This is a genomic window from Nocardia sp. NPDC058499, from assembly GCF_042719915.1.
Taxonomy (GTDB): domain Bacteria; phylum Actinomycetota; class Actinomycetes; order Mycobacteriales; family Mycobacteriaceae; genus Nocardia.
This window is the reverse complement of sequence record NZ_JBHXMZ010000001.1, coordinates 67,746-91,155: the sequence shown is the minus strand read 5'-3', so window position 1 is coordinate 91,155 and position 23,410 is coordinate 67,746. Positions and strand designations below refer to the sequence as shown.

Below are 23,410 nucleotides of genomic sequence, written 5' to 3'. Positions count from 1 at the left end.
GCCTCCCTCCGAGGTCGTTGGTGTGGTCTGAGTCGGAAATCCCCGGCTTCGGCTGCTGGGAAGGGTCAACGGCATTGCCAATCGGGTGTGCGCTTCTCGATGAACGCTTTGGGCCCTTCGAGCGCGTCTGCGGTGCGGGTGACGCGTTCCCGGAACGATTCGGCGAGCATCTCGGCTTCGTGCAACGGGATGTTCAGCCCTTTCACGATCGCCAGCCGCGTGCCCCGGACCGCCAGTGGAGCATTCGAGTTGACGATCGCCGCGATGTCGTGGGCACGTTCGAGCAGCCGATCGTGCTCCACGACCTCGGTGACCATCCCCAGCTCGTAGGCACGCTGGGCACTCATCCGCTCGTGTTTACCCATCAACGCCATTCGCAGCGCGACCGTGCGCGGCAGCACCCGGGCCAGGCGCACGACCTCACGCCCGGCGACCAGGCCGATACTGACGTGCGGGTCGAAGAAACTCGCCCGGTCCGAGGCGATGACGATATCGCCTGTGGTCACCCAATCCAGGCCGGCGCCGCAGCAGACGCCGTTGACCGCGGTGAGCACCGGTTTGGTCATGGTCCGGAACGGGGGTGTGCCCTCCTGAGGCGCCTCCCACTGTTCGTAGGTGGACAGGTACGGCCGTTCGTTGATCACCTTGCCGTCGCCGGGGATGGCCTTGACGTCGGCGCCGGTGCAGAACGCACGGCCCGCGCCGGTGACGATGAGCGACCACACCTTGTCGTTGTTCTCGGCCTCGTCGTAGGCGGAGCGCAGCTCGGTGATCATATGCGGGCTGAGCGCGTTGAGTGCGCCGGGCCGATTCAGCGTGATGGTGGCCGTGTGTCCGTCGACGAGATAGTCGATGGTGTCGAACGGCATGGTTCCCTCCTGGGCGGACGGGGGACTGGAGTGCATACTGATATAGATACAGTAGACAATACCGTTGATCTTCTGCCAAGGTTTGTGCAGACCTATCGGCGACGAAAGCAAGGTTTCGATGGCCGCGAACGACAAATCCGACCCCGCCGCCGCGGTTGCCACCACGGCATCCCTGCGCTTCGGCGAACAACCGCTCGCCCAGACGATGGCCGCGGCCGGTGCGTTGCGCCGCATCGCCGGGTTACTGGTTTCCCTGGAACAGCCGCACCCGGCGGTCGACACGATGATCGAAAACCTCGAGCGGTGGGAGCGCGAACTGACCGTTGCGGCACCCCCGGACTCAGCACCCCGGGTCGGGCCGGACGCGAGCGATACCCAGCGTGTCTACCTGGACCACGCCTTCGACATCGGCGCGTACAACCCATGTTTTCCCGAGTATCACTTCGATGTGCTCGGCCCCGACCGCGCCGCCGGCCGGATCACCTTCCCCTTGGTGCACGAGGGGCCCCCCGGGCTCGTTCACGGCGGCTTCCTCGGCGTGTTCTTCGACGCGGTGGTCCAGCATCACAGCTGCGCTGTCGGCATCACGGGAAAGACGCGGTCGATGAACATCACCTACCGCCGGCCGACGCCGCTCCTGGTGGAGCTGCGTTTCGAGATCGATCGTGTGGTGCACGAGACCGGCATCCGTTCGACGGCCCGCCTCCTGCGCGACGACGTCCTGCTGTGCACAGCGGAGGTCGAGACTGTCGCGGCGACCGCGGCGAAACTGGCCGGCACTCATTTCGGCCGGCGCCGCCCACCCGACCGGCTTACGGCCCCGCGACCGCACCCGTGAAGAGAAGAGGACTCCTGATGACCAGCTCCAGCGCCGCAGACGGCCGAGTGCACTACGACGTCGACCCTGGTGGCCGGATCGTCACCATCACGCTCGACAACCCCGCGCGGCGCAATTCCTACAACGCCGCCATGCGCGACGAGCTGGCCCGCCACCTCGACCGCGCGGCCGAAGACGACGACATCACCGTCGTCCTGTTGCGCGGCACCGAGGGCGTATTCAGCACCGGCGCCGATATGAACAACGCCTACGGCTGGTACGGCGACCGTGCGGGCGCCGACGGCAAACCGGCGAAAAGCCGCCCCAGCCAGCGCCGCCGGCTGACCGTGGACCGCAAATCGTTCGGCTTCTATCACAACCTGATGGGCTATCCGAAGGTCACCGTCGGCGAGATCAGCGGTTACGCGCTGGGCGGCGGATTCGAGATGGCGTTGATGACCGATATCTCGGTGATCGCCCGCGACACCCGGATCGGCATGCCGGCCACCCGCTTCCTCGGCCCGGCGCTGGGCAGCCTGCACCTGTTCTTCCACCGTCTGGGCCCGGTACTGGCCCGGCGCATGCTGCTGACCGGCGATATTCTTCGGGCGGGCGAGGTGGAGCATCTCGGGGTCTTCACCGAGACCTGCGACCCGGCCGCGGTCACCGCCCGCGCCCGCTACTGGGCGGAGAAGACAGCGAAAATGCCCGCCGACGGCGTGGTCATCGCGAAAGAGGCGTTCCGGTTGGTCGAACAGAGCCAGGCGTACCAGGGGGAGGAGGTCGCCAGCTACCTGTTCCACGCCTTCGGTACGAATCTGCAGTTCGCTCCGGGCGAGTTCAACTTCGTCAAAACCCGTGCCGAACACGGCACTCGGGAGGCATTCCGCCTGCGTGACGAGCACTTCCACGTCCCGGAACCGGAGATCCCCTGAGTTCCCCGCTCACCTGGAGCTCCGATTTCGCCGGATACCGGCCGCGTCGATGCGGGGAGACGGTCGTGGGCACGCGGAGCAGCGACAGCACGACCGCATCCTGCGAGTGGCTCGATCACATGGCTCGAACCCCCAAGCGTTCGCAGACGGCGAGGACTTCCTCGAAGATCGAGCCGGGGATGGTGAACGGTTCGGCCGCGGAGATCTCGGGCAGGTGCTCGGCGATATCGGCCGCGGTGGGATCGGAATCAGTGGGAGCCAGCCAGCCCTGGCCGAGACCCACGAAGACGCGGGCGTAACGGCCGGCGCAGGCGGAGTAGTTGTGGTGGGTGAGTTCGCATTCCCGGGCGGCCAGGAAAACGACCAGCGGCACCACCAGTTCCGGGCGGATGACCTGGAGGAAGCCGAGGTTCTCGAGGGCTTCGGGGTCACCGACGGTTTCGGTGACCATGCGCGAGAATCCGAACGGCAGCACGGTGTTGGACCGGATTCCGTGCGCGGCGCCCTCGATGGCGATCACATTGGACAGTCCGACCAGCCCGGCCTTCGCCGCTGCGTAGTGAGCTTCCAGCGGCTGCCCGAACATTCCACCGGAGGAGGAGGCGAAGACCAGGCGCCCGTACCCCTGGCCCTTCATCACCCGATAGGCGGCTTGGGCGAGGTAGAAGCCGCCATCGAGATGCACCGACCGCATCCGTTCCCACTCGACAGGGGTGAGGTCCTCGAACGGCACGCTGGTGAATATGCCCGCGTTGCTGATCACCGCGTCCAGTCGACCGAGCCGCTCGACCGCAGTACGCACGATCTGTTGTGCGCCTGCCGGGTCGGCGACCGAATCGTAGGACGCCACAGCGACACCGCCGGCGTCCTCGACCTCACGCACGACTGCATCGGCGAGACCTCGGTCGGCACCATCGCCGTTCATCGCTCCTCCCATGTCGTTGACCACCACCGACGCGCCGAGTTGCGCCAGGCTCAACGCGTACAACCGGCCCAGTCCTCTTCCGGCTCCGGTTACCACGGCAACTTGTCCGGCGAAATCCACCACGAGAACCTCATTCCGTTTCGAGAGAATAATCCTCCAAACCAGGGTGCCTCATGAGCACATGCCCTGCTGGGCAGTCGCTCAGGTTACTGGCGACTGCAATGTCCATTACGTCGCGATCCGGCCCGACCGGTCGTATCCACGCGGGCCCGTTACGTCGAACGCATCCAGGTCGGCGGCAGGCACCCGGCCGAGCAATGGGCTGACCCGAGCTACGGATCGCACGTTTCGGATTCTCACCGCCGCGATGCCCCGCTACCGATCGGCGTGGATCCTTCGGTACGAATCTCCAGTTCGCCCGGCTGAATTCAATTTCGTCGAAGCCCGCGCCGAACACGGCACCCGCGAGGCATTCCGGCTGCACGACGAGCATTTCCACGTCCCGGAACCGGATATCTCCTTATTTACCTGCTCAAGCGCGCTGATGGGGTTTCGACAACTCGGACCCGGCCACGGATGTCGGTGCCTCATGGCAGTGTCAGCCGCTATGACGGCATCAGCTGATGACGACGCCACCACGACCGGTGGCCTCGGGTGGATGTACGGCAGGGATCTGCCGCTGCTCAGCCTCACCTTCGCGCTTCAGATCAACGCCCGGGAGCTATTGGAGCGGATGGGCGTCGACCGAAACACCGTGGCAGTGCGTGAGCAAAACGATTTCCACTACGAGCTGGGCGGTCTTCTCTACGCACCTGATGGATATGTGGTCAGCGCAGGGCATTACCGAAACTGGGCCTGGGTGTGGGAGCACGGTAGTTGGAAATCCCTCGAAGATCGAGGACTGGTGCTGCGCGCCTCGATCGGCACCGCGGCATTGGTGCTGAACGCCAACGAGGAACCGGGAGTGGTGTTCCGGTACGCCGAGGACGGCCGCCTCATCACCGGACTCGACACCATGGCCGGCCTCGACCCAGCCGACCGGACAGGCAGCGACCCGCATCGCTTCGACACCGAGATGCAGGCCCTCGGCGCACGACTCGACGGATACGAATACGGTCCCTTGGGGTCCCGCGGAGTCTTCTACAGGCTTGCCGAGAACCTCGGCGTCGGGTTACCTCTGAACGACCTCAACGAGCGTCCTGTCCTCAGTGGGCGGCTCCTACCCCCGCCCTCGCAGTAGTTGCCGAGTCACTCGACACCCGCGCCGCTGTTGCTCGTTTCGGAGGACGGTCGGCCGATCAGTCGGATGTGCCGGCGAGTTCGGCGGAGGAAGTTGCGGCGAAGTCGATCTGCCGGCGGGCGTTGGACAGCGTGGTCACCACACAGGTGCCGACCGGGCCGTGGCGGTCGTAGAGCGTGGCGGTGCCGATCGAGATACCGGCCGAGGCGATGGTGTTCTCGGCGCGCAGTCCTTGTTCGTACCCGACCGGCGGCCGCGACAGGGTGAGCGTCACGTCGGCATTGATGTAGCCCGCGCCCGCGGAACCCCAGTGGCAGAGGTGGTTGGCGGAATCGCCGAGGATCGCGGCGCGCTGAAAAGCCGTGAGTGGTTCCCCGGCCACCAGCGGTGGCAGGCTCTGCCAGGCGGCTTTGCGCTCGGCATTCTGGTGGTCGGCGAACTCGGCGCTCCACTCACCATCGCCGCTTTTGAACAGCGGCGGCGACCCCTCCGGCGACATGCACCCCGCCGGAGGCATCGGCAGGTCCGCGTCCGGACTCCACACCGTGCCCGCCGGCTCCTCGCCGGTCGTGAGGAAGACCGCTGAGGCTCGCACCCGCGGCTGGCCCTGCTACAGCAGGGCGGCATCGGCAACCGCGATCCGCGACCCCCGCCGGATCACCGTGCTGCCTATCTCGAAGTCCGCGTTGTCCACCGGCTGATACAGGTCCACGGTCAGTCCCCGACCCAGCGGGCATACGACATGCGCGGTGACACAGTCTCCACGTCGGCGATGTCCATGAGCCTGTTCAATGCGACCGGATCGAGATGGTCGGGCGCGGGCATGATCACCGTGTCGACGCCGGCGTTGCGGGCCTGGTCGGCGACGTGAAGTACCGAACGCTCATCCGGCCACACCAGCCGGTAGCCGAGACGTTGTGCGAGGCGCCGCACCTGGGCTCGATGCCAGTCCGGTGCGGTACTGGCGTCGTCGTCGACCCAGCCGAGAGCGGTTGGTTCCATGACGGTCTCCTGCCCCTCACCGCTGCGCCGAAGTCAGAAACTCGTCGGCAAGCACATATCGCGGGCAGCCGTGGTGCCGGCGGTGGATATCGCGGACGTGGAAGGCGTGCGCGTAACCGAGGATCGGGGTGATGTCGGCGCGGCAGCGGGCGGGAGGGTCGAGTGCCCACAGGCCGGCGAGTACGCGTTCGAGTAGCTGCCGGTTGCGGGTGTGCCAGCGCTGGAGGGTGACGGCGCGGGGGCTGACTGTCCTGACTGGCAGGTTCGGTGACTCCTGACGCATGGGGGCCTACCTCAAATGGGGGGGTCGCGGACGTGGAAGCGGCCACCCGGCGCGCTGACCTGACGGGTACCGGGTGATCGCTTTCGACCGTAGATAGAACCGACCATCTCGATCTACAAGCTTGCGGAAACTTGCGCTAGTCCGTTGAACAGGAGACACACCAAGCGAATTGCTGTCATGATGACGTGCAGGGTGCAAGCAAGCGCAAGCCTCTAGGTGGGAGTGGACCAATGAACATACGATTCCTCGGCAAGGGCGGTTCCGATAAGGCGGGCTGCCCGTCGCTTTACGCGACCGACCAGGACAGTTACATCGTGCAAGGCTGGCAGACACCAACAGCCGGAACCGTCGAAATCCCGCACCTGCTGCCGGGCTTCGCAGAAGAAGGCTCATTCATCGCGGCGACGATGACCGACACCGGGCGCGGCACATTCCGGCTGACCGGCCGCCCAATAGTCGAGGGTGCAGTCCTGGGCAAACTGACCCTGGAGGACAATGAGACAGCCATCGAAGTACCGAGGGCTGAAAGGACTTACTACGGTGGAACTCCGCTCGGATGACGACTGGTTCGAACTCCTGGAAGGAGCGCGACAGTCTGCGTTCCATCTCGAAGTGCGGGATTCCTACGCCGAACCGGAAGAGTCGGAGCCGCTGCGCCGCTACCTGAACGGCGAACTGGAACCCGAAACCGACCGCTACGACAAAAGCGACTGGATCGAACTCGTCGAAACATTGACGGCCCGCGGCGTGCTGATGAGCCGGGTCCGGGTGGTCACGGAACCACTGTCGGGGTATCACCGTTGGCTGCTGACGGTAGCCGGTTCGAGCGTAGACGCCGGCGAGGACATCCGGTACGCGCCGCGGCATCTGGTTGAGGACGTGCCGGCTGACGACTGGTGGCTGTTCGACGATGACCGGGTGGGGTTCAACCTGGTCGACGACGCCGGTAAACCGGCGGGCGCAGCAGTGACCGCGGACCCGGGGATCGTCGCTTACTGCCGTGCCACACGAGACCGGTTGTGGCGTTCGGCGACACCGTTCACCGACTATGTTGCCGCGGTGAACGCCCGGCAGTGACCGACTCTGTCCAGGACGCCAGGGAATCTCTCGGCCAGCGGCTTCGGGAAATCCGCCGCGACGCCGGGGTCACCGGCCGGGAGCTTGCCGCCCGCGAAGGCTGGCATGAATCGAAAGTTTCCCGGATCGAGCACGGCCGCAACAAACCGTCCGGCGACGATATCCGCGCATACTGCCGGCATTGCAGTGCCGGGGACCAGTTGAACGACCTGCTGGCATCCCTCCACAACATTGATGCCGCCTACATCGAGTATCGGCGGATGCTGTCAGCGGGGTTGAAACGCGGGCAACAGCTGTACGCGAAACTGGAGGCGGAAGCGAAGCTCATCCGCAACCATGAACCACAGATCATTCCGGGACTGTTGCAGACCGCGGAATATGCGGAGGCGAAGTTCCGATCGGTTGTCGAGTTCTTCCGGCTCCCGAACGACATCGACGAGGGTGTTTCTCGGCGGATGGCGCGGCAGAACATCCTGTATGAGCGTGACCACCGGTTCCACTTCATCATCAGTGAACGGTCGCTGTACACGACGGTCGGCGGTGACGAGGTGATGCTCGGCCAGTTGGATCGGCTGCAATCCATGATCGGTATGCCGCGGGTAACACTCGGGATTGTCCCGTTGACTGCGGAAGCGATCGTGGTGGTCGAGAACTTCATGATGTTCGACGACCGGATGGTGAAGGTGGAGGGACATACCGCGGAGTTGACGATCACGCAGCCGCGGGAGATCGCCTTGTACGGGAAGGCGTTCGATGTGTTGGCGGGGCAGGCGGTGACGGGGCGCGCGGCGCGGGATTTGATTACTGCTGCGATGGCGCGCCGCGGCTCCAGCCTCTAGCGATTGGCGTCGATCAGGCGGCTGACATGGTCGAGAATGCACTGTAGGCCGTATTCGAAATTGTGCTCGTCCGGGGCGCCGGATTTGCGGCCCTTCGACATCGCCTGGGAGAGCAGCGGGGTCTTCTCCGGGTCGATCCGGATCTCTTCGTAGTAGGCGCGGGCCGAATCGCCTAGTTCGGAGTTTTTGTCGTACAGCCGTTGCAGGACCACCGAACCCCGGATGTGCAGGTTCACCGCTGAATAGGTGTCGAATGCCTGATCGACGGTCAGCCCGGCCTCGACCAGGGCCGCCACGGCGCGTTCCATACCGCGGGCGCCGAGGCGGGCGGCGGGTGCGCTGAGCGAGGAGCGGATGAGGACCAGATCGCACAGGATCGGGTTGCCGAGGAAGGCGTAGCGCATGGTGCGGGCGTGGTGGGTCAGCGAGTCCCGCCAGTCGGCGGGGTCGATGAACGGGGTGTCGAAGACATGCCGGCTCAACGCGCGGTCGGTCATGGCGTTGAGCAGATCGTCCTTCTTACGGAAATACCAGTAGATACTGGTGACGCCCACATCGAGGTGTTTGCCCAGCATCGGCATGCTTAACCCGTCGATCGAGACCTGCTCGGCGAGTTCGAAGGCACCGTCGATGATGTCCTCCGGATTCAGCGAGCCACGTTCCCGCCGCCGGCGTTTCACACCGGTCGCTCTCCTGTTCACAGCGGCACCTCGTTTCTTCCTTGCGGTTGACTTCCTCCCGGCCGTGGACGACCGGAATTCCCCCTGAACCTCACGGCCCTGAGGTGGGTTCCTGCTTCACCGAGGCGAGCCGTCCGCTACGCGGCCGGACTTACCGCCTCTCCACAAGCGTTTCGACTCTCCGCAAGCCCTGCGGCGAGAACATTCCGAGCAGCATTCAGATCCCGATCGTGCACAGCACCACACCCACACGTCCACTCCCGCACATGCAACGGCTTGGACTCCCCAACCACCCCACACACCGAACACAACCGTGTCGAAGGAAACCAGCGATCCACCCGAGCGAACCTGCGGCCATACCGAGTAGCCTTCTCGTCCAACATGCGCGTGAACATCGCCCACCCCGCATCGTGCACCGACTTCGCCAGCCTCGTACGCGCCAGACCCTTCACGCACAAGTCCTCCACGAATATCGCTTGATTATCGCGAACAATCCGCGTGGAATGCTTGTGCGCGAAATCCCTGCGCATATCGGCCACCCTCGCGTGCGCCTTCGCGACCCTGATCCGGGCCTTCATCCGGTTCCGCGAACCCTTCTGCTTACGCGACAAACACCGTTGCGCCTTCTTCAACCGGCGCTCGGCCTGCCGCAGAAACCTCGGACTGTCGATTCTGCGCCCGTTCGACAGGACCGCGAACGACGCCAGCCCCAGATCGATACCCACCTCGGTGTCGACCTCCGGCAGCGACCGATCCTCGACCGCGACCACGAACGACGCGAAATACCGGCCCGCCGAATCCTTCACGATCGTCACCGACGACGGCTCCGACGGCAAATCCCGCGACCACACCACCTTCAACTCACCGACCTTGGCCACATAGAACTTCCGATTCGCCCGCACACTGAAACCGTTACGGGTGAGCCGGATCGCCTGCCGATGATCCTTCCGGGACCGGAACCGCGGTTTACCCAGTTTCGGGCCTTTACGTTTCCCGGACAGGGAGTCGAACCAGTTCCGATACGCGGCACGGGCATCCTGACAGGCTTGGACCAGCACCACCGACGACACCCCCGCGAGCCACGCCCGCTCGTGGGTGCGTTTGGCTTCGGTGACCACCCGCCGCTGAACCTCGGTATCCGACAGTGTCACCCCAGCCGCATACGCGTGTTCGCGGGCGTGGAGGTTGTCGTTGTACACCACCCGCGCACACCCGAACGCCTGCGCCAGCGCGGTGCGCTGACGAGGCGTCGGGTAGACGCGGAAGTTGTACCGAAGCTGCACCCGCGCACAGTAACAACGACCTCCGACACAAACCCTCGAGCCCTGATCGCGAAACGGTTGATGCGCTATCCCGGCCCTGAAGGACCGGGCTTGCGCGCTACGTTTCACGGTCAGGCACCCGCACGGGGCGTGGTGGTGTACACCGGATCGCGCTTCTCGCTGAACGCCGCGAACGCCTCGAGGACATCGGGGCAGGTCAAGTTGATTCGCTGGGCGTGACCTTCGCCGAGCAGCGCTTCCCGCATGGTGCGGTCGGCGCCGTCGTTCAGCAGGGACTTGGTCTGCGCGAGTGCGGTGGGCGGTCCGGCCGCCAGCCGTGCCGCCGCGTCGTCGACGAAATCGTCGATGCTGTCCTCGGGGTGTACCCAGGTGACCAGGCCGAGCGACCGGGCCTCCGCGGCATCGACGGTGTCGGCGAACATGGCGAGCCGCTTGGCCTGCTGCAGCCCGATCAATTTGGGCAGCAACCAGGAGCCGCCGCAGTCCAGCGAGAGGGCCCGGCGGGTGAAGATCTGGCAGAACCTCGCATCCGGGGTGGCGGCGACGAAATCGCAGCCGAGGGCGAGATTCCAGCCGGCGCCGACCGCGACACCGCGCACCTTCGCGATCGTGGGCACCGGCAGGTCGTGCAACTGCAGCACCGCCTCGTTGATCGCGCGGATCTCCGTGGCGGGATCGGGAAACTCGTCCATCCCGGAGGCGTCCGCGATATCGGCGCCGGAACAGAAGGATCCGCCCGCACCGGTGAGGACGACCGCACCCACCTCGCCGCCGTAGGTGACGTCACGAAGTTCGTCGCGCAGGGCGGACCACATCGCGCGGGTGATCGCATTCTTGCGGTGCGGCCGGTTGAACGTCAGCGTTCGCACGCGCCCGGTCTGGTGACTGAGCAGAACAGGCTCATCGGTCACGATACGGTCCTTTCCACTACTGCCCCGGCGGGAACCGCGGGGCCTATCGCACCTCGATCGCGCAGTGCGGCGAGGGTGCCGGTGTCGAATCCGGCTTCGGCCAGCACGGTGTCGGTGTGCTGGCCGAGTGCGGGGATCGCGCCCATCGGCGGGTCGTAGCCGGCGAGGATCGGCGGCGGCAGCAGTGCGGTCACCGGACCGGCGGGCGTCTCGATGGGACGCCAGCGCTGCCGCTGCGTCAGATGGGGATGGGCGAGGACTTCGGTCGGGGTGTTGTACCGCGCGTTGCCGATACCGGCGGCGTCCGCCTGCTGCTGGATAATGTCCAGATCGTGACCGACGCACCACTGCGCGATCGCCGCGTCGAGCTCCGCGCGGTGTTCGACCCGGCCGGCGTTCGACCCGAACCGGGGGTCACGGGCCAGATCGGGACGGGCGAGCAGTTCGCCGGCCAGGCGTTGCCATTCCCGGTCGTTGGTGGTGCCGAGGACCACGGTCTGCCCGTCGCGGGTGGGGTACGCGCCATAGGGCGCGACCGCCGGTGATCCCATCCCGATCGGTTCCTGGTCGACTCCGGTGTGGCGAGACCAGGTCAGCGCATAGCCCATCAGCTCCGCCATCGTGTCGAACAAGCTCACCGAAGCGGAGGTGGGGCCGGGGGCCGCCCGGCCGGGAGTGTCGCGGGCGTAGAGCATCGTCACGATCGACAGCGCCGCGTAGATTCCCGTCGAGACATCGGCGATCGGCGGGCCGGGTTTGGCCGGCGAGCCGGGCGTGCCGGTGACCGCGCAGGCCCCGGATTCGGCTTGTACCAGCAGGTCGTAGGCCCGTTTGTGGGACAGCGTGCCGCCTGTGCCGTAGCCGTCGATCGACATCGAGATCAGGTCCGGATGCCGGGTGGCCAACTCGTCCGTGCCGAATCCGAGCGCGGTGACCGCCCCGGGCGCGAGATTGGAAACGAACACATCCGCGCTGTCGAGCAGGCGATGCAGGGCGCCGGCGCCGTCGGGGTCCTTGAGGTTCAGCGCGACCGATTCCTTGCCGCGATTGGCCCAGACGAAATGCGCGGCGAGCCCGTGCACCACGTGGTCGTATTCCCGGGCGAAATCGCCACCGCGCGGATTTTCGACCTTGATCACCCGCGCCCCGAAATCGGCGAGGACCCGGGTGCACATCGGGGCGGATACCGCTTGTTCCAGCGATACGACAGTGACCCCGCTGAGCGGACCGGGAACGGACTCCGCCGCCATCACATCACCAGGCCGCCGTCGACCGGCAGGATCTGACCGGTCACGAAGGAGGCGGCGTCGGAGGCGAGGAAGACGAACGCCCCGGCAACCTCTTCGGGTTCGGCCCAGCGCCGCATGGGAATGCGGGCCAGCATCTGTTCGGCGAACTTCGGGTCGGTGCGGATGGTGGCGGTCATCGGCGTCGCGGCGGCCGGGGCGAGCGCATTGACCGTGATCTGTTTGCGGGCCAGTTCCTTGGCCAGCGATTTCGTCATCCCCACGATCCCGGATTTGGCGGCCGAGTAGTTCACCTGTCCGAGTGTGCCGACCAGCCCGGCCGACGAGGTGACGTTGATGATCCGGCCGGTGCCGTCGGTGGGCAGATAGTCCAGCGCGGCGCGTGCGCACCGGAAAGCCCCCAGGAGGTGGATATCGAGCATTTTCAGCACCGAATCCTCGGTGGTGTTCGCGAACATCGCGGGTTCGGTCACCCCGGCGTTGTTGACCACGATATGCACTGTCCCACCGGCGAGTTCGGCGGCGGCAGCGGCCGCGGCGGCAGCAGCTGCGGAATCCCGGACATCGAGACCCGCGGCGACCGCGCGCCCGCCGTCCGCGGTGATCTTCTCCGCGGTGACCGCTGCGGCCGCCGGATCGATATCGGTGACCAGCACCGCCGCACCGTGGGCGGCCAGTGCTGCGGCGACCGCGGCACCGATGCCCCCGGCGGCGCCGGTAACCAGCGCCGAGCGCCCCGACAGATCGAACAGGTACCGGCCGGCCATGGTGGGCTCCTTCCCGGGCCGTGGCTCAGGCGACGACATCGAAAGTCACCGGAAGCACATTGGGCGAACGGAACGGCTGGCCGAAGATATGCGGATCGCCTTCGTCTTTCAGCTCGAATCCGGTCAGGCGGGTGAGCAGGCGGTCCAACGCGACCCGGGTCTCCATCCGCGCCAGGTGCAGGCCGAGGCAGGTATGGGCGCCCGCGGTGAAACTGATGTGCGGGATACGGCGGCGGTGGATATCGAATTCCTCCGGGCGCTCCCACCGGTTCTCGTCCCGGTTGGCCGACCCCAGGCACAGGTCCAGCACCGCGCCTCGGGGGATCGCGACGCCGTCGAGTTCGGTGTCCTCGGTGACATACCGTTGCACCAGGGTGAGCGGGGTTTCGTAGCGCAGCCCCTCCTCGATCGCCGGGGTGAGCAGGCGGCGATCGGCCTGCACGGCCGCGAATTGGTCCGGATGCTTCAGCAGCAGGTAGAGCAGATTGCCGGAAGACCGGTAGGTGGTTTCCAGGCCGGCGGGCAACAACAGCCGCAGAAACGAGTAGATCGCCTCGTCGGTGAGTTTTTCGCCGTCGATCTCGGCGGTCACCAGATCGCTGATGATATCGCCGGTGGGATTGCTGCGGCGCTGTTCGATATGCCCGAGGAAATACTCCTGCAGGTCCTTCGACGCCTCCAGTGCGCGCCCCACGTTCCCGGCGTAGCTGATGATGGCCACCGCCGCCTTGCGGAAGAACGGCAGATCCTCTTCGGGCAGGCCGAGGAGCCGGGCGATCACGCGGGTCGGGAATTCGAAGGTGAACTCGCGGACCAGATCGGCATTGCCGCGTTCGGCGAATTCGTCGATGAGCGCGTCGCAGATCGGCCGAACGATTTCGGGCTCCCAGGTGAGCAGCGATTGCGGTTTGAACGCCGCCGAGACCAGGCCCCGGTGCGCTTTGTGCCGGGCGCCGTTCATCGCCAGGATGGTCGGCCCCATGAACACGCCGATCGTGGAATCGTAGAGCGCGGTGCTGAACACCTGACTGTTGCGCAGGGCGGCATTGACCGCGTCGTAGGAGAACGCCGAATAGCTGTCCTTGGGCCGCAGCGATTCCGGGGTTCTCGAATAGTCCATCACCGTCCCGTGTGAAACCCCGCTCTCGGCTCGCCGGGCGGCGAAGTACGGGTAGGGGTCACGTAGGTCGAGGGCGTCCCCGGCCGGTGTCGATTCGTCCTGAACAGGGCTGTTCACAGCTCCACCTCTAGCGTCGTCGGGACCTTGCGGAATCCGCGTTTTTCAACTTACTGTAATGCATACAGTAAAAGGGTTCATCCGCATCGGCAATCTCCTGTGGTGCGAGGGCATTCCTCATCGGTCGGCGATGGGTCCGGAACGCGCCGCCTTCCGAAGGTTCGCTGCGGGCGGCACGTTCCGGCGCTGATATCAGAGTTGGATCGGCGCGCCCGCCGCTATCGGCGCCACGAAGCCGCCGTCTACGTGCACGTCCTGGCCGTTGATCCAGCGCGCGGCCGGCGACGCCAGGAAGGCGATCACCGGAACGATATCGTCGACGCTCGCGTGCCGTCCCACCGTGGCCTTGACCATATCGAGGACATCTTTGCCCATGCTGGTCTCGAAGTCGCCGAGGATCGGCGTCTCGGTGGGCCCGGGGCTCACGGTGTTGATCCGTACCCCGTATTTCTGCCACGTCGCCGGTGCCAGGCGTTTGGCGTGGATGATCGCGGCCTGCTTCGAGGTGCTGTACGCCGGGTAGGCGGGATCCTGGGCGTCCTGCCAGGCCCGGACCGCCTCCAGGTCGGTCGCGTCGAGGAGGCCGGCGAGTTCTTCGAGCCGCTGCTGCCAGCCGAGTGCCGCGACCGACGCGACGGTGACGATCGCGCCGCCCTCGCGCAGCCGCGGGAGCATCCCCTCCGCCATCAATCGCATGCCGAGGTAGTTCACCGCGAGTACATCGTGGGCCGGGGCGGTGCCGGGCACGCCCGCGACGTAGGCCAGCACATCCCATTCCGAGCCGATGCGATCCAATAGCCCGTCGATCGCCGCGGCATCGCGCAGATCGCACTGTTCGTGCCGGGAGGCCGGGGTGTCGTTCGGGCGGAGATCCACCGCGAGGACGTAATCGCCCTGCCTGTGATAGTGCTCGGCAGTCGCCGCGCCGATCCCCGATCCGGCGCCGACGACGACGATCTTGCGTTGTTCAGAGGACATGACTACCACCGCTCCAATGCCCGGTACGACTTATAGAATGCTTGACAGTAAGCCTGACTATAAATCACTCTGGTGGGCGACACAACGCGCCGGGCCGGCCCCTGGGCGACGGGTCCGACCAGGAGTAACACGAAGATACGGAACGGAAGAACCGCATATGAGCATGCCGATCGTCGACGATGCCGCGAAGGTACTTGCGGACCCGGCCGCCTACACCGACGAGGCCCGATTGCACAGCGCACTGAGCTCGCTGCGGGCGAATGCCCCGGTGTCGCTGGTGGACGTGCCCCCCTACAAACCGTTCTGGGCGATCACCAAACACGCCGACGTGATGGCCGTCGAACGGGCGAACCAGGTGTTCACGAACTGGCCGCGGCCGGTACTGATGCCCGCCGCCTCGGACGAGATGCAGGCCGCGGTCGGTATCAAGACGCTGATCCACATGGACGATCCCCAGCACCGGATCGTCCGCGCGATCGCCGCGGACTGGTTCAGCCCGAAATCCATGCGCGCCATGGGAGAACGGATCGAACAGCTCGCCGTGCGCTACGTCGACCAGATGCGGGATGCGGGCGGGGAATGCGATTTCGTCCAGGAGGTCGCGGTCAACTACCCGCTCTACGTGATCATGTCCCTGCTCGGCGTCCCCGAAGCCGACTTCCCGCTGATGCTCAAACTCACGCAGGAACTGATCGGCAGCGACGACGACGAGTACAAGCGCACGATGTCGGAGACCGAGACGATGACGGCGCTGGCGGAAATGTTCGCCTACTTCAAGACATTGACCGATTCCCGGCGGGCGAACCCGACGGACGATCTCGCCTCGGCCATTGCCAACGCGACTGTGGACGGCGAACCACTGTCGGATATCGAGACCATGTCGTACTACGCGATCATCGCCACCGCCGGGCACGACACCACCAGCGCCACGATCGCCGGCGGAATGCGGGCTCTGATCGAACATCCCGCACAGCGCCAAGAGCTGGCCGCCGACCTGGGCCTGATGCCCCGGGCCACCGAGGAGATGATCCGCTGGGTCACCCCGGTGAAAGCGTTCATGCGCACGGCGGCGCAGGACGCGGAGGTCAACGGCGTGCCGATCGCGGAAGGCGAGTCGCTGCTGCTGTCCTATGCGTCGGCGAATCGCGACGAAGAAATTTTCGAGGACCCGTTCCGGTTCGATATCCACCGCGAGCCCAACAAACACGTGGCGTTCGGGTTCGGAATCCACTTCTGTCTGGGTGCGGCGCTGGCCCGGATGGAGGTCGGGAAATTCTTCGCCGAACTGCTGCCCCGGCTGAAATCGGCCGAACTGGCCGGGGAACCCGAATTGATCGCGACAACGTTCGTCGGTGGGCTGAAGCACCTACCGATCCGCTATGAGTTGGCCTGAGTATCACTGTCGAGCGGTAGCTCGTCATCGTTTGTCCCGATGTTCGGGCAGTGTCACCGCCAAGATCAGCACGGCCAGGGGCAGGCCGATAGCGATGACGAATCCCAGCGTGATCACCGCTTTCGTCTTGTCTGCGCGGTAACTGCCGACCACAGCGGATACTCCTGTGTGCCGGTGATGAGATCGGCCGCTTCGGTGACCACCCACCACGGGGTGCCGGGTTCGAGCATGTCGAGATGGGGGATCACCACTACGTCGGCGACGTGTTCGAGCGCGTGCTGCACCGCGATCAGGGCGGCCAAAACAGCGGGGGCGTCGGTGTGCACAGTGAAGGCGATGTTCAGCCTGTGTCGGCACACCAGCTCTTCGTATGCTGCGGGGTGGTGCTCGCTGTGCAGTACGGCAATAGCACGCCGCGGCTTGTCCGGATCCTTCATCGTGTCGCCCCTCGTAGTGGTGATAGTCGCCGGTGGAGGATGTAGGCCCGGCTGCCGGATATCGCCTTCAGCGTCGCGACGATCGGCCTGTCTGCCAATCCCCGTGGGAGATATCCCCAGCGGGGATTGCCTGTTTTCGCACAGTGATCGTGTTCGATTCCGTCGGCCTCTACCGAGCGCTACGGTGAACTGAAACAGCGTCCGGTCCAGCTGAAAGCGTCGATTCATGAGAAAACGACTGCAGTGCCGCTCCTGCGGGAATGGAGCCGCGATCGAGAACGCCGCGAGCTTGTGTGCGGGGTGTGCGCGAGCGTCGGGTTTCCGCCACCCCTTGCCTTCTGGATTCTTCACCAGCCCATCGATGCGGACCGCATTGTCCGAGCATGACTTCGGCATGGTGTTCGCCGCGATCCGCGAGTGCACCGGCCTGTCGCAGACCCAGCTCGCGGCGCTGCTCGGGCTGAGCCAGGCACGAGTATCGGAGGTGGAGGCCGGAGCGCGGCGGCTGACAGGTGTGAAACCGGTCGCGCGTATTTCGACGGTCTTCGCTGTTCCCGCGCAACTACTCGGCTTCCATGCGGATTCCGCGGAGCCGGCAGCCGGTAACCTGGCGTGCGAGGAGGTGGACTGGGTGCACCGCAGAGATTTCGTCACCCTGGCAACCGCTGCCGCGCTGGGATCACGTCTGCATCCCGAACTCGAACGACTGGCCGACGTCCTGCCCGATCGACTGGACCCCGTCGCCCGGCCCCGCATCGGCGCCGCCGACATCGATGCGATCGAAGCCATCAGCGACGGATTCCGCCGCTGGGACCTCGCCCACGGCGGTGGCCTGTGCCGCAGCGCCGCACTCAGCCAGCTTCACCAGGTCGCCGCTCTGGATGATGCGGTATGCACGCCGTATGTCCGAGGGCGGCTGCAGATCGCCACCGCCGAGCTGGCGAGCATGGCCGCTTGGCTCGCCTACGACATCGAAGATCACAACGCCGCCCGTCGCCTGTGGACCTACGCTCTGCGCACCGCCCAACGCGCCGAGGGCAACCCCCGCTCCACCGACCTGATGGTCGTCATCCTGCTCGATATGGCCCATCAGGCCCTGCACCTGCGTCGGCCGAAGGATGCACTCGCCTTCTGCCGGTTGGCTGCAGCGACGTCCACCGGTCGCCGTTACCCGGTATCGCCCATCACCGCCGGATACATCCACACGGTCACTGCTTGGTGCTGGGCCACGCTGGGCGAACCAGAGCCGACTCGCCGGGCGCTGGTCGACTCCGAAGCCGGGTACGCGGATGCGAGCGACGGTACGACCCCGGCTTGGGCGTGGGTCGTTACCGACGCGGAAATCGCTGCTCAGCAGGGGCATTCGCTGTATTTGCTATCGCTGAAGCGCCGAGAGTTCGGCGAAGCCGCAGCCGCGAAGCTGACTGTGGCGGCGGAAGGTCATCCGGCCGAGCACGAGCGCAGCCGGGCCGTAGTGCTGCCGACCTTGGCCGCCGCGCATTTCCGAGCCGGAGACCTCGAAGCAGCGGTGCAAATCGGACAGGCTGCGGTCACGGCGGTCACCGCGCTGTCTTCGCAACGCTGTTACGCCCGTCTCCGGGATCTGGATACCATTGCCGCGCGCCACCGCTTCGTCCCGGAAGTGCGGGATCTACGCGCCGATATTGCCGCGTCTCTGGCGGGTTAGCAATGGCGGTCGACGATGCGCTACCCGGCCGTGCAGAGCTCGAAAAAGCCTGTCGTGCATTCGGTGTGTATTCGAGTAAGGCCGAGCCCCTGCATCAGCGGTCGAATGCTGTCTGGCGGGTCGGCGATGTGGTCGTCCGCCTTGCCCCGGACACACCTCTGCGCCGCACCCGTGCCGTCACGAGCATCGCGGTGACCCGATGGCTCTCGTCCACGACAGGAGAGCCGATCACGCTGAACCCGCTCCCCGGGGAGCAACCGGTACTGACCGGCAGTGCGGTAGCGACAATCTGGCCCTATCAGCCCCCTGCTGCCCAACCCACTTCCTACGATGTCGCGAAACTTGTTCGTCTCCTTCACAAGCAACCGGCGCCACCGTTCCGGATCCCGGTGTACCGGCCGTTACAACGGCTGCGTGAGGCACTCCAGGTCGACGCTGCGCGAACGCGCCCGGTCTTGAGCGAACAGGACCGTTCCTGGCTCCGTAGTCGATCCGACGAGCTGACCGACCAGTTCGATACGACTCAGTTCCCCCTCGGCCACGGTCTGGTACACGCCGACGCCCATGAGGAAAACATCGTGCTGGACAATGGCAGGTGGGTGCTCATCGATTGGGACAACGTCTGCTACGGCCCACGCGAACTCGACCTCGTCGGCACACTGCCCGACCATTTCCACGCTCCGCGTGCCGACCGCGCGGCGTTCGTCCAGGGCTACGGCTATGACCTGCTCGAATGGCCCGGTTGGCGGCTGCTGCGAGATATCACCGAGTACCACTCGCTTGGTGCCTACATACGACTCGCCGCTGCCACACCCCGAGCCGCGCAGGAACTCGGCCGCCGCGTGGAATCACTGCGCACCGGCGACCGCGGCATCGTCTGGCACACGATCAGCTGAGCCGCTGCGAGGAGACCACGGCGTCGATCCGGCGCAAAGGTTGTTCCAGGCGTGAATGGTCAACGGCCGCGGAATTCCGGGTCGCGGCGTTCCTGGAATGCCGCCAATCCCTCTTTGAAGTCCGCGGTGCGGCAGGCGAGTTCGAGGGTCAGCAGTTCGTGTGTCAACGCCTGGGGCAGGCTCGCGGCCTGGTTGTCGTGGATGGCCTGTTTGCTCAGACCCAACGCGACGGTCGGCGCCGCGGCGAGCCGGTTCACCAGCGCGGCGCTGTGCTGCTCGAGCTCGTCCGGTGCGACAGCCTCGTGGATCAGCCCCCACTCCGCCGCCGTGCTGCCGCCGACCTTCTCCCCGAGCAGCAGCATCCGTTTGGCGCGGGCCATCCCCACGAGCCGGGGGAGTAGCCAGGTGGAGCCGGTATCGGGGCTGAAGCCGCGGCTCAGGAACGGTTCCCAGAACACGGCGTCGGTGGCGGCCACGGTGAAATCGGCGGCCAGGGCCAAGTTGCAGCCCATGCCGGCGGCCCACCCGCGCACGGTGCACACCACCGGGAGATGGAGGGTGTGCACGAGCTCGATCAGCCGGTTGGCGGTATGCGGGATCCGGCGGACCAGGTCGCCGGTGCGGGGTCGGCGGCTGTCGCTGTTGGTGGCCACCCAGTCCACGCCGGAGCAGAAATCGGTGCCGGCGCCCTCGATATGCACCACCCGCAGGCTTTCGTCGGTCGCCGCCCGGGTGAGTGCGTCGATGAGCTCGGTGAGCATGCCCGGCGCCAGCGAGTTGCGCCGGGCCGGCCGGTCGATGGTCAGCCGTAGTACCGAACCGTCCTGGTGGCGGTGAACCGCTCCCGCTGCGGGTGCGGTCTGGGTGTAATCGCTCAAGGCTCTCCCCGCGTCTTCCTGGCCCTCCGCTGGGCTTATCGTTAATACCGTTGAGCATACCGTAATGGCATCTGTAAAGGTTCTGCGGATTGTGCCGGGGCAACGTCGGCGCCGGCGCTCGGATCTGCTGTGGCAGCGCAGCCGGCGTCGAAGTGGAGGCGCAGTGGTCGTCGTGGTGGTCCTGGCCGGGCGTGGAGATGGCCGGGGCCTGCATTCCCTTCCGGGTCCGGCGCTGCCGTTGGCTGCGGCATCGTTCCCGAACGGCCGGTGGATGGTCTGGTCTGGTTTTCGGTAAAGCTTGCACCAAGCCCTACTGATAGATATACAGTAGGCACAACTATTCAGTTGTGACAGGTAGCGCGGCAGGGTCCGCGCGTTCCCGGCTCGGCCGGCGCGCTGTCCGGACGAAATGAGAGGACCTGCCATGAAGGCGATACCTCCGCCGACGCTTCGGCCGACGACCGCAGGCCATGCCTTCCGAGAAGGCCCAGTGACTGTGTACGGCACTGCCTGCATACCCGTGAGTCCCGCGGCCTCCATGACCGGAGGTGCCTGGTGACCGAATGGAGCATCGCGGCTGTATTCGACGCGGTCGCGGCGGCGGCCGGGGACCGCACCATGACCGTCTGCGGCGACCGCCGGACCACCTTCGCCGAATCGGCCCTGCTGACCCGCCGGTTCGCCAACTTCCTGGCGTCCCAAGGACTCGGCGCGCATACGCCGCGGGAGGGACTGGATCGCTGGGAATGCGGCCAGGACCGGGTCGCGCTCATCATGCGCAACGACCGGTACCTCGACGTGATGATCGGTTGTATGAAGGCGCGCACCGTGCCGGTGAACGTCAACTATCACTACACCGAACACGAGATCGCCGACCTGCTCGCTTATATCCGGCCGAGCGCCGTCGTCTACCACCGCTCGTTCGGGCCGGTGGTGACTGCCGCCGCCCCCGGAGTGGATCTGCTCGTTTCGGTCGACGACGGCAGCGATATCGACGAACAGCCGGGCGCGGTGCGATTCGAGGACGCGGTCGCCGCCGGCGACGCGGACGACATCATCGAGACCTCCGCGGACGATGTGGTGATGCTGTGCACCGGCGGCACGACCGGCCGGCCGAAGGGCGTGCTGTGGCGGCAGGGCGATATGTACGTCTCGTCGATGAACGGCGCCGACCACGAATCATTGGAACCGCTGGCGCAATTGGTCGCGGCGACCGGGTACGTCTGGTTCGCGGTCTCCCCGCTGTCGCATGCCGCCGGGATCTGGACGTCGTTCGCCGGCCTGCTCGCCGGTCAGACGATCCTGCTCTACGACGATCGGGAAAAGTTCGACGCCCGCACCGCGCTGACGGCGGCGCAGCGGGAGCGGGCCGCGCTGATGACCATCGTCGGCGACGCCTACGCCGGCCCGCTGGTCCGCGAGCTGCGGGCGCGGCACTACGACCTCGATTCGCTCATGGCCATCGGAACAGGCGGCGCCGCAACGAATCCGGTGCACCGGCACGAACTGCTCGAACTGCTTCCGCACGCCACCGTGGTCGAAGGCTACGGCTCCTCGGAAACCGGTGGGATGGGTTTCGGCCGTAGCAGTAAAGGCGCGGAGGTCGATACGTTCGCGCCCATGCCCGGTGGTACCGCGGTGTCGCAGGATCGCAGCCGCTTCCTCGAGCCCGGTGATCCCGAGATCGGTTGGGCGGCGCGCACCGGTCGCGTCCCGCTCGGCTATTTCGACGATCGGGAGGCGACGATGCGCACCTTCCCGGTGATCGACGGCTGCCGGCTGGCCATCCCCGGCGACCGCGCCACCCTTGCCCCCGACGGGACCCTGCGGTTGCTGGGCCGGGATTCGCTGGTGGTGAATACGGGTGGCGAGAAAGTCTTCGTCGAAGAGGTCGAAGAGGTACTGCGGGCCCAGGCCGGCGTGCACGACGCGCTGGTCGTCGGGCGGCAGAGCCCGCGCTGGGGACAGGAAGTCGTGGCTCTCGTGTGTATCTCGGGGGGCCTCGAGATCACAGAACTGGTGCTGCGCGAAGCCTGCAAATTGCGGCTGGCGGGGTTCAAAGTGCCCAAGGAGATCATCTTCGTCACCGAGATCAGACGGCTCGGCAACGGCAAACCCGATTACCGCTGGGCGTCCCGGCGCGTGACCGTACCGGTCGCGGAAGAAAGCGAGGTCTGACCTCATGCGCAAGGTCATCGACTGCCTGGTCAATGTGCATTTCGGCGAACAGGAGCAGCCGGGGTGGATGCTGAAGGTCCGCGACGACTACTTCAAAGGCCCGAAAAACCTGTACGAACAGGTGGAACTCGGGGCGCTGCTCGAGGAGATGGACGAGCAGGGCGTCGAAAAAGCCATCCTGATGTATTCCATGAAGAAGCCGTCGGCGACCGCACGGAAATTCGCCGAGGCTCATCCGGAACGATTTCATCTCGCGGTCAACGGTGTGGATCTGCTGCACCCGGTGCCGGCCCTGCGGGAACTCGAGGCGCTGGTGCGAGACCTTCCCGTCGCCTATACCACTGTGGGAGCAAGCTTCTGGGGTGACGGCCAATATCCGCCCACGGACGCGGTCTATTACCCGCTGTACTACAAATGCGCGGAAATGGACCTGCCGCTGTGCATGAACACCGGTCTGCCCGGCCCGCCGATTCCCGGTGAGGTGCAGAACCCGATCTACCTCGATCGGATCTGCTACCGCTTCCCGGAGCTGCGGCTGTGCATGATCCACGGGGCCGACCCCTGGTGGGACACCGCGATCCGATTGCTCATGAAATACCGGAATCTGCGGCTGATGACCTCGGCCTGGTCGCCGAAACGCCTGCCCGAGAGCCTGATCCACTTCATGCGGACCCGGGGTAAGGACAAGGTGATCTTCGGCTCCGACTGGCCGGTGCTGACCATGCGCCGCGTGATCCCGGAAGCCGAGGCTCTCGACCTTCCCGGCGACGTCCTCGACAACTACCTCTACAACAACGCGCAGGAATTCTTTTTCGGCGACCGATCCGCCGACGACTGAGTCGCGCACCAGA

25 protein-coding genes and 2 pseudogenes are annotated in these 23,410 nt (G+C 65.9%); 13 read left to right on the top strand and 14 right to left on the bottom strand.

Annotation, left to right across the window (positions count from 1 at the left end):
• Nucleotides 1-65 precede the first annotated feature (65 nt).
• Nucleotides 66-869, bottom strand: a complete 804-nt coding sequence (locus ACFWPH_RS00420) for an enoyl-CoA hydratase/isomerase family protein (protein WP_378747250.1) — start codon at nucleotides 867-869, stop codon at nucleotides 66-68.
• A gap of 118 nt (nucleotides 870-987) precedes the next feature.
• Between ACFWPH_RS00420 and ACFWPH_RS00415 the strand changes: the two genes are divergently transcribed.
• Complete coding sequence (locus tag ACFWPH_RS00415; protein WP_378747249.1) at nucleotides 988-1,707, top strand: hypothetical protein; 720 nt, start codon at nucleotides 988-990, stop codon at nucleotides 1,705-1,707.
• Nucleotides 1,708-1,724: 17 nt separating this feature from the next.
• Nucleotides 1,725-2,621 carry an enoyl-CoA hydratase/isomerase family protein gene (locus ACFWPH_RS00410; protein ID WP_378747248.1) on the top strand — a complete coding sequence of 299 codons (897 nt, stop codon included), beginning with the start codon at nucleotides 1,725-1,727 and terminating at the stop codon, nucleotides 2,619-2,621.
• A 115-nt stretch (nucleotides 2,622-2,736) separates the two neighbouring features.
• Here the strand turns inward: ACFWPH_RS00410 and ACFWPH_RS00405 are convergent, their stop codons facing one another.
• Entirely contained in the window at nucleotides 2,737-3,669 is a 933-nt protein-coding gene (locus tag ACFWPH_RS00405; RefSeq protein WP_378747247.1) for an SDR family NAD(P)-dependent oxidoreductase, read from the bottom strand.
• A 269-nt stretch (nucleotides 3,670-3,938) separates the two neighbouring features.
• On the opposite strand from ACFWPH_RS00405, the pseudogene ACFWPH_RS00400 reads away from it, so the two are divergent.
• Together ACFWPH_RS00400 and ACFWPH_RS00395 are read left to right on the top strand one after the other, a co-directional pair.
• Nucleotides 3,939-4,060, top strand: a pseudogene (locus tag ACFWPH_RS00400) (enoyl-CoA hydratase/isomerase family protein); the annotation flags it as partial.
• A gap of 93 nt (nucleotides 4,061-4,153) precedes the next feature.
• Nucleotides 4,154-4,786: a DUF6461 domain-containing protein gene (locus ACFWPH_RS00395; protein WP_378747246.1), complete on the top strand. Its 633-nt coding sequence runs from the start codon at nucleotides 4,154-4,156 to the stop codon at nucleotides 4,784-4,786.
• A gap of 58 nt (nucleotides 4,787-4,844) precedes the next feature.
• Here the strand turns inward: ACFWPH_RS00395 and ACFWPH_RS00390 are convergent, their stop codons facing one another.
• From ACFWPH_RS00390 to ACFWPH_RS00380, 3 genes are all read right to left on the bottom strand, one after another.
• Nucleotides 4,845-5,381: a hypothetical protein gene (locus ACFWPH_RS00390; RefSeq protein ID WP_378747245.1), complete on the bottom strand. Its 537-nt coding sequence runs from the start codon at nucleotides 5,379-5,381 to the stop codon at nucleotides 4,845-4,847.
• Between the two features lie 119 nt (nucleotides 5,382-5,500).
• The gene (locus tag ACFWPH_RS00385) at nucleotides 5,501-5,788 is read right to left on the bottom strand and encodes a hypothetical protein (protein WP_378747243.1); all 288 of its coding nucleotides are present in this window, start codon (nucleotides 5,786-5,788) and stop codon (nucleotides 5,501-5,503) included.
• Between the two features lie 16 nt (nucleotides 5,789-5,804).
• Complete coding sequence (locus tag ACFWPH_RS00380) at nucleotides 5,805-6,071, bottom strand: hypothetical protein (RefSeq protein WP_378747242.1); 267 nt, start codon at nucleotides 6,069-6,071, stop codon at nucleotides 5,805-5,807.
• A 230-nt stretch (nucleotides 6,072-6,301) separates the two neighbouring features.
• On the opposite strand from ACFWPH_RS00380, the gene ACFWPH_RS00375 reads away from it, so the two are divergent.
• The 4 genes and pseudogenes from ACFWPH_RS00375 to ACFWPH_RS00360 all read left to right on the top strand — a co-directional run bounded on the left by ACFWPH_RS00375 (nucleotide 6,302) and on the right by ACFWPH_RS00360 (nucleotide 7,987).
• Complete coding sequence (locus tag ACFWPH_RS00375; protein WP_378747241.1) at nucleotides 6,302-6,631, top strand: hypothetical protein; 330 nt, start codon at nucleotides 6,302-6,304, stop codon at nucleotides 6,629-6,631.
• Nucleotides 6,612-7,148: a DUF6879 family protein gene (locus ACFWPH_RS00370; protein WP_378747240.1), complete on the top strand. Its 537-nt coding sequence runs from the start codon at nucleotides 6,612-6,614 to the stop codon at nucleotides 7,146-7,148. Before ACFWPH_RS00375 ends, ACFWPH_RS00370 begins: the two co-directional genes overlap by 20 nt.
• Nucleotides 7,091-7,339: pseudogene (locus tag ACFWPH_RS00365) on the top strand (helix-turn-helix domain-containing protein); the annotation flags it as partial. The gene ACFWPH_RS00370 and the pseudogene ACFWPH_RS00365, both read left to right, overlap by 58 nt.
• Before the next feature lie 9 nt (nucleotides 7,340-7,348).
• Entirely contained in the window at nucleotides 7,349-7,987 is a 639-nt protein-coding gene (locus tag ACFWPH_RS00360) for a DUF5753 domain-containing protein (RefSeq protein WP_378748190.1), read from the top strand.
• Here ACFWPH_RS00360 and ACFWPH_RS00355 read toward each other — a convergent pair.
• From ACFWPH_RS00355 to ACFWPH_RS00325, 7 genes are all read right to left on the bottom strand, one after another.
• Nucleotides 7,984-8,688: a TetR/AcrR family transcriptional regulator gene (locus ACFWPH_RS00355; RefSeq protein WP_378747239.1), complete on the bottom strand. Its 705-nt coding sequence runs from the start codon at nucleotides 8,686-8,688 to the stop codon at nucleotides 7,984-7,986. The genes ACFWPH_RS00360 and ACFWPH_RS00355 overlap by 4 nt on opposite strands.
• Before the next feature lie 116 nt (nucleotides 8,689-8,804).
• A complete protein-coding gene (locus tag ACFWPH_RS00350) occupies nucleotides 8,805-9,950 on the bottom strand; it encodes an RNA-guided endonuclease InsQ/TnpB family protein (RefSeq protein ID WP_378747238.1) in 1,146 nt (381 codons plus the stop codon).
• A 110-nt stretch (nucleotides 9,951-10,060) separates the two neighbouring features.
• Nucleotides 10,061-10,861 carry an enoyl-CoA hydratase/isomerase family protein gene (locus ACFWPH_RS00345; RefSeq protein ID WP_378747237.1) on the bottom strand — a complete coding sequence of 267 codons (801 nt, stop codon included), beginning with the start codon at nucleotides 10,859-10,861 and terminating at the stop codon, nucleotides 10,061-10,063.
• Nucleotides 10,858-12,111, bottom strand: a complete 1,254-nt coding sequence (locus ACFWPH_RS00340) for a CaiB/BaiF CoA transferase family protein (protein WP_378747236.1) — start codon at nucleotides 12,109-12,111, stop codon at nucleotides 10,858-10,860. The genes ACFWPH_RS00345 and ACFWPH_RS00340 overlap by 4 nt, the downstream gene beginning before the upstream one ends.
• Entirely contained in the window at nucleotides 12,111-12,875 is a 765-nt protein-coding gene (locus ACFWPH_RS00335; RefSeq protein ID WP_378747234.1) for an SDR family NAD(P)-dependent oxidoreductase, read from the bottom strand. The genes ACFWPH_RS00340 and ACFWPH_RS00335 overlap by 1 nt, the downstream gene beginning before the upstream one ends.
• Before the next feature lie 25 nt (nucleotides 12,876-12,900).
• Complete coding sequence (locus tag ACFWPH_RS00330) at nucleotides 12,901-14,112, bottom strand: cytochrome P450 (RefSeq protein WP_378747233.1); 1,212 nt, start codon at nucleotides 14,110-14,112, stop codon at nucleotides 12,901-12,903.
• A 192-nt stretch (nucleotides 14,113-14,304) separates the two neighbouring features.
• Nucleotides 14,305-15,090, bottom strand: a complete 786-nt coding sequence (locus ACFWPH_RS00325; RefSeq protein WP_378747232.1) for a coniferyl-alcohol dehydrogenase — start codon at nucleotides 15,088-15,090, stop codon at nucleotides 14,305-14,307.
• A 157-nt stretch (nucleotides 15,091-15,247) separates the two neighbouring features.
• On the opposite strand from ACFWPH_RS00325, the gene ACFWPH_RS00320 reads away from it, so the two are divergent.
• Nucleotides 15,248-16,483 carry a cytochrome P450 gene (locus ACFWPH_RS00320; protein WP_378747231.1) on the top strand — a complete coding sequence of 412 codons (1,236 nt, stop codon included), beginning with the start codon at nucleotides 15,248-15,250 and terminating at the stop codon, nucleotides 16,481-16,483.
• 113 nt (nucleotides 16,484-16,596) lie between these two features.
• Here ACFWPH_RS00320 and ACFWPH_RS00315 read toward each other — a convergent pair whose 3' ends face one another.
• Nucleotides 16,597-16,920 (bottom strand): hypothetical protein, encoded by a 324-nt coding sequence (locus ACFWPH_RS00315; protein ID WP_378747230.1) that lies wholly within the window; start codon nucleotides 16,918-16,920, stop codon nucleotides 16,597-16,599.
• Nucleotides 16,921-17,281: 361 nt separating this feature from the next.
• On the opposite strand from ACFWPH_RS00315, the gene ACFWPH_RS00310 reads away from it, so the two are divergent.
• On the top strand, nucleotides 17,282-18,607 hold the full coding sequence (locus ACFWPH_RS00310; RefSeq protein WP_378747228.1) for a helix-turn-helix domain-containing protein: 1,326 nt from the start codon (nucleotides 17,282-17,284) through the stop codon (nucleotides 18,605-18,607).
• A 2-nt stretch (nucleotides 18,608-18,609) separates the two neighbouring features.
• Nucleotides 18,610-19,503, top strand: a complete 894-nt coding sequence (locus ACFWPH_RS00305; protein ID WP_378747227.1) for a phosphotransferase family protein — start codon at nucleotides 18,610-18,612, stop codon at nucleotides 19,501-19,503.
• Between the two features lie 59 nt (nucleotides 19,504-19,562).
• Here the strand turns inward: ACFWPH_RS00305 and ACFWPH_RS00300 are convergent, their stop codons facing one another.
• The gene (locus tag ACFWPH_RS00300) at nucleotides 19,563-20,381 is read right to left on the bottom strand and encodes an enoyl-CoA hydratase/isomerase family protein (protein ID WP_378747226.1); all 819 of its coding nucleotides are present in this window, start codon (nucleotides 20,379-20,381) and stop codon (nucleotides 19,563-19,565) included.
• A 555-nt stretch (nucleotides 20,382-20,936) separates the two neighbouring features.
• On the opposite strand from ACFWPH_RS00300, the gene ACFWPH_RS00295 reads away from it, so the two are divergent.
• Nucleotides 20,937-22,559, top strand: coding sequence for an AMP-binding protein (locus tag ACFWPH_RS00295; protein WP_378747225.1), 1,623 nt, complete (start codon nucleotides 20,937-20,939; stop codon nucleotides 22,557-22,559).
• Nucleotides 22,560-22,563: 4 nt separating this feature from the next.
• Nucleotides 22,564-23,397: an amidohydrolase family protein gene (locus tag ACFWPH_RS00290; protein ID WP_378747223.1), complete on the top strand. Its 834-nt coding sequence runs from the start codon at nucleotides 22,564-22,566 to the stop codon at nucleotides 23,395-23,397.
• Nucleotides 23,398-23,410: the final 13 nt, after the last annotated feature.

Bases quoted from the DNA above. Each gene is read 5' to 3' on its own strand.
- ACFWPH_RS00420 (WP_378747250.1), bottom strand. From the start codon at position 869: ATGCCGTTCGACACCATCGACTATCTCGTCGACGGACACACGGCCACC.
- ACFWPH_RS00290 (WP_378747223.1), top strand. From the start codon at position 22,564: ATGCGCAAGGTCATCGACTGCCTGGTCAATGTGCATTTCGGCGAACAG.
- ACFWPH_RS00310 (WP_378747228.1), top strand. From the start codon at position 17,282: ATGCGGACCGCATTGTCCGAGCATGACTTCGGCATGGTGTTCGCCGCG.
- ACFWPH_RS00380 (WP_378747242.1), bottom strand. From the start codon at position 6,071: ATGCGTCAGGAGTCACCGAACCTGCCAGTCAGGACAGTCAGCCCCCGC.
- ACFWPH_RS00320 (WP_378747231.1), top strand. From the start codon at position 15,248: ATGAGCATGCCGATCGTCGACGATGCCGCGAAGGTACTTGCGGACCCG.
- ACFWPH_RS00315 (WP_378747230.1), bottom strand. From the start codon at position 16,920: ATGAAGGATCCGGACAAGCCGCGGCGTGCTATTGCCGTACTGCACAGC.
- ACFWPH_RS00415 (WP_378747249.1), top strand. From the start codon at position 988: ATGGCCGCGAACGACAAATCCGACCCCGCCGCCGCGGTTGCCACCACG.
- ACFWPH_RS00305 (WP_378747227.1), top strand. From the start codon at position 18,610: ATGGCGGTCGACGATGCGCTACCCGGCCGTGCAGAGCTCGAAAAAGCC.
- ACFWPH_RS00375 (WP_378747241.1), top strand. From the start codon at position 6,302: ATGAACATACGATTCCTCGGCAAGGGCGGTTCCGATAAGGCGGGCTGC.
- ACFWPH_RS00395 (WP_378747246.1), top strand. From the start codon at position 4,154: ATGACGGCATCAGCTGATGACGACGCCACCACGACCGGTGGCCTCGGG.
- ACFWPH_RS00325 (WP_378747232.1), bottom strand. From the start codon at position 15,090: ATGTCCTCTGAACAACGCAAGATCGTCGTCGTCGGCGCCGGATCGGGG.
- ACFWPH_RS00410 (WP_378747248.1), top strand. From the start codon at position 1,725: ATGACCAGCTCCAGCGCCGCAGACGGCCGAGTGCACTACGACGTCGAC.
- ACFWPH_RS00335 (WP_378747234.1), bottom strand. From the start codon at position 12,875: ATGGCCGGCCGGTACCTGTTCGATCTGTCGGGGCGCTCGGCGCTGGTT.
- ACFWPH_RS00385 (WP_378747243.1), bottom strand. From the start codon at position 5,788: ATGGAACCAACCGCTCTCGGCTGGGTCGACGACGACGCCAGTACCGCA.
- ACFWPH_RS00340 (WP_378747236.1), bottom strand. From the start codon at position 12,111: ATGGCGGCGGAGTCCGTTCCCGGTCCGCTCAGCGGGGTCACTGTCGTA.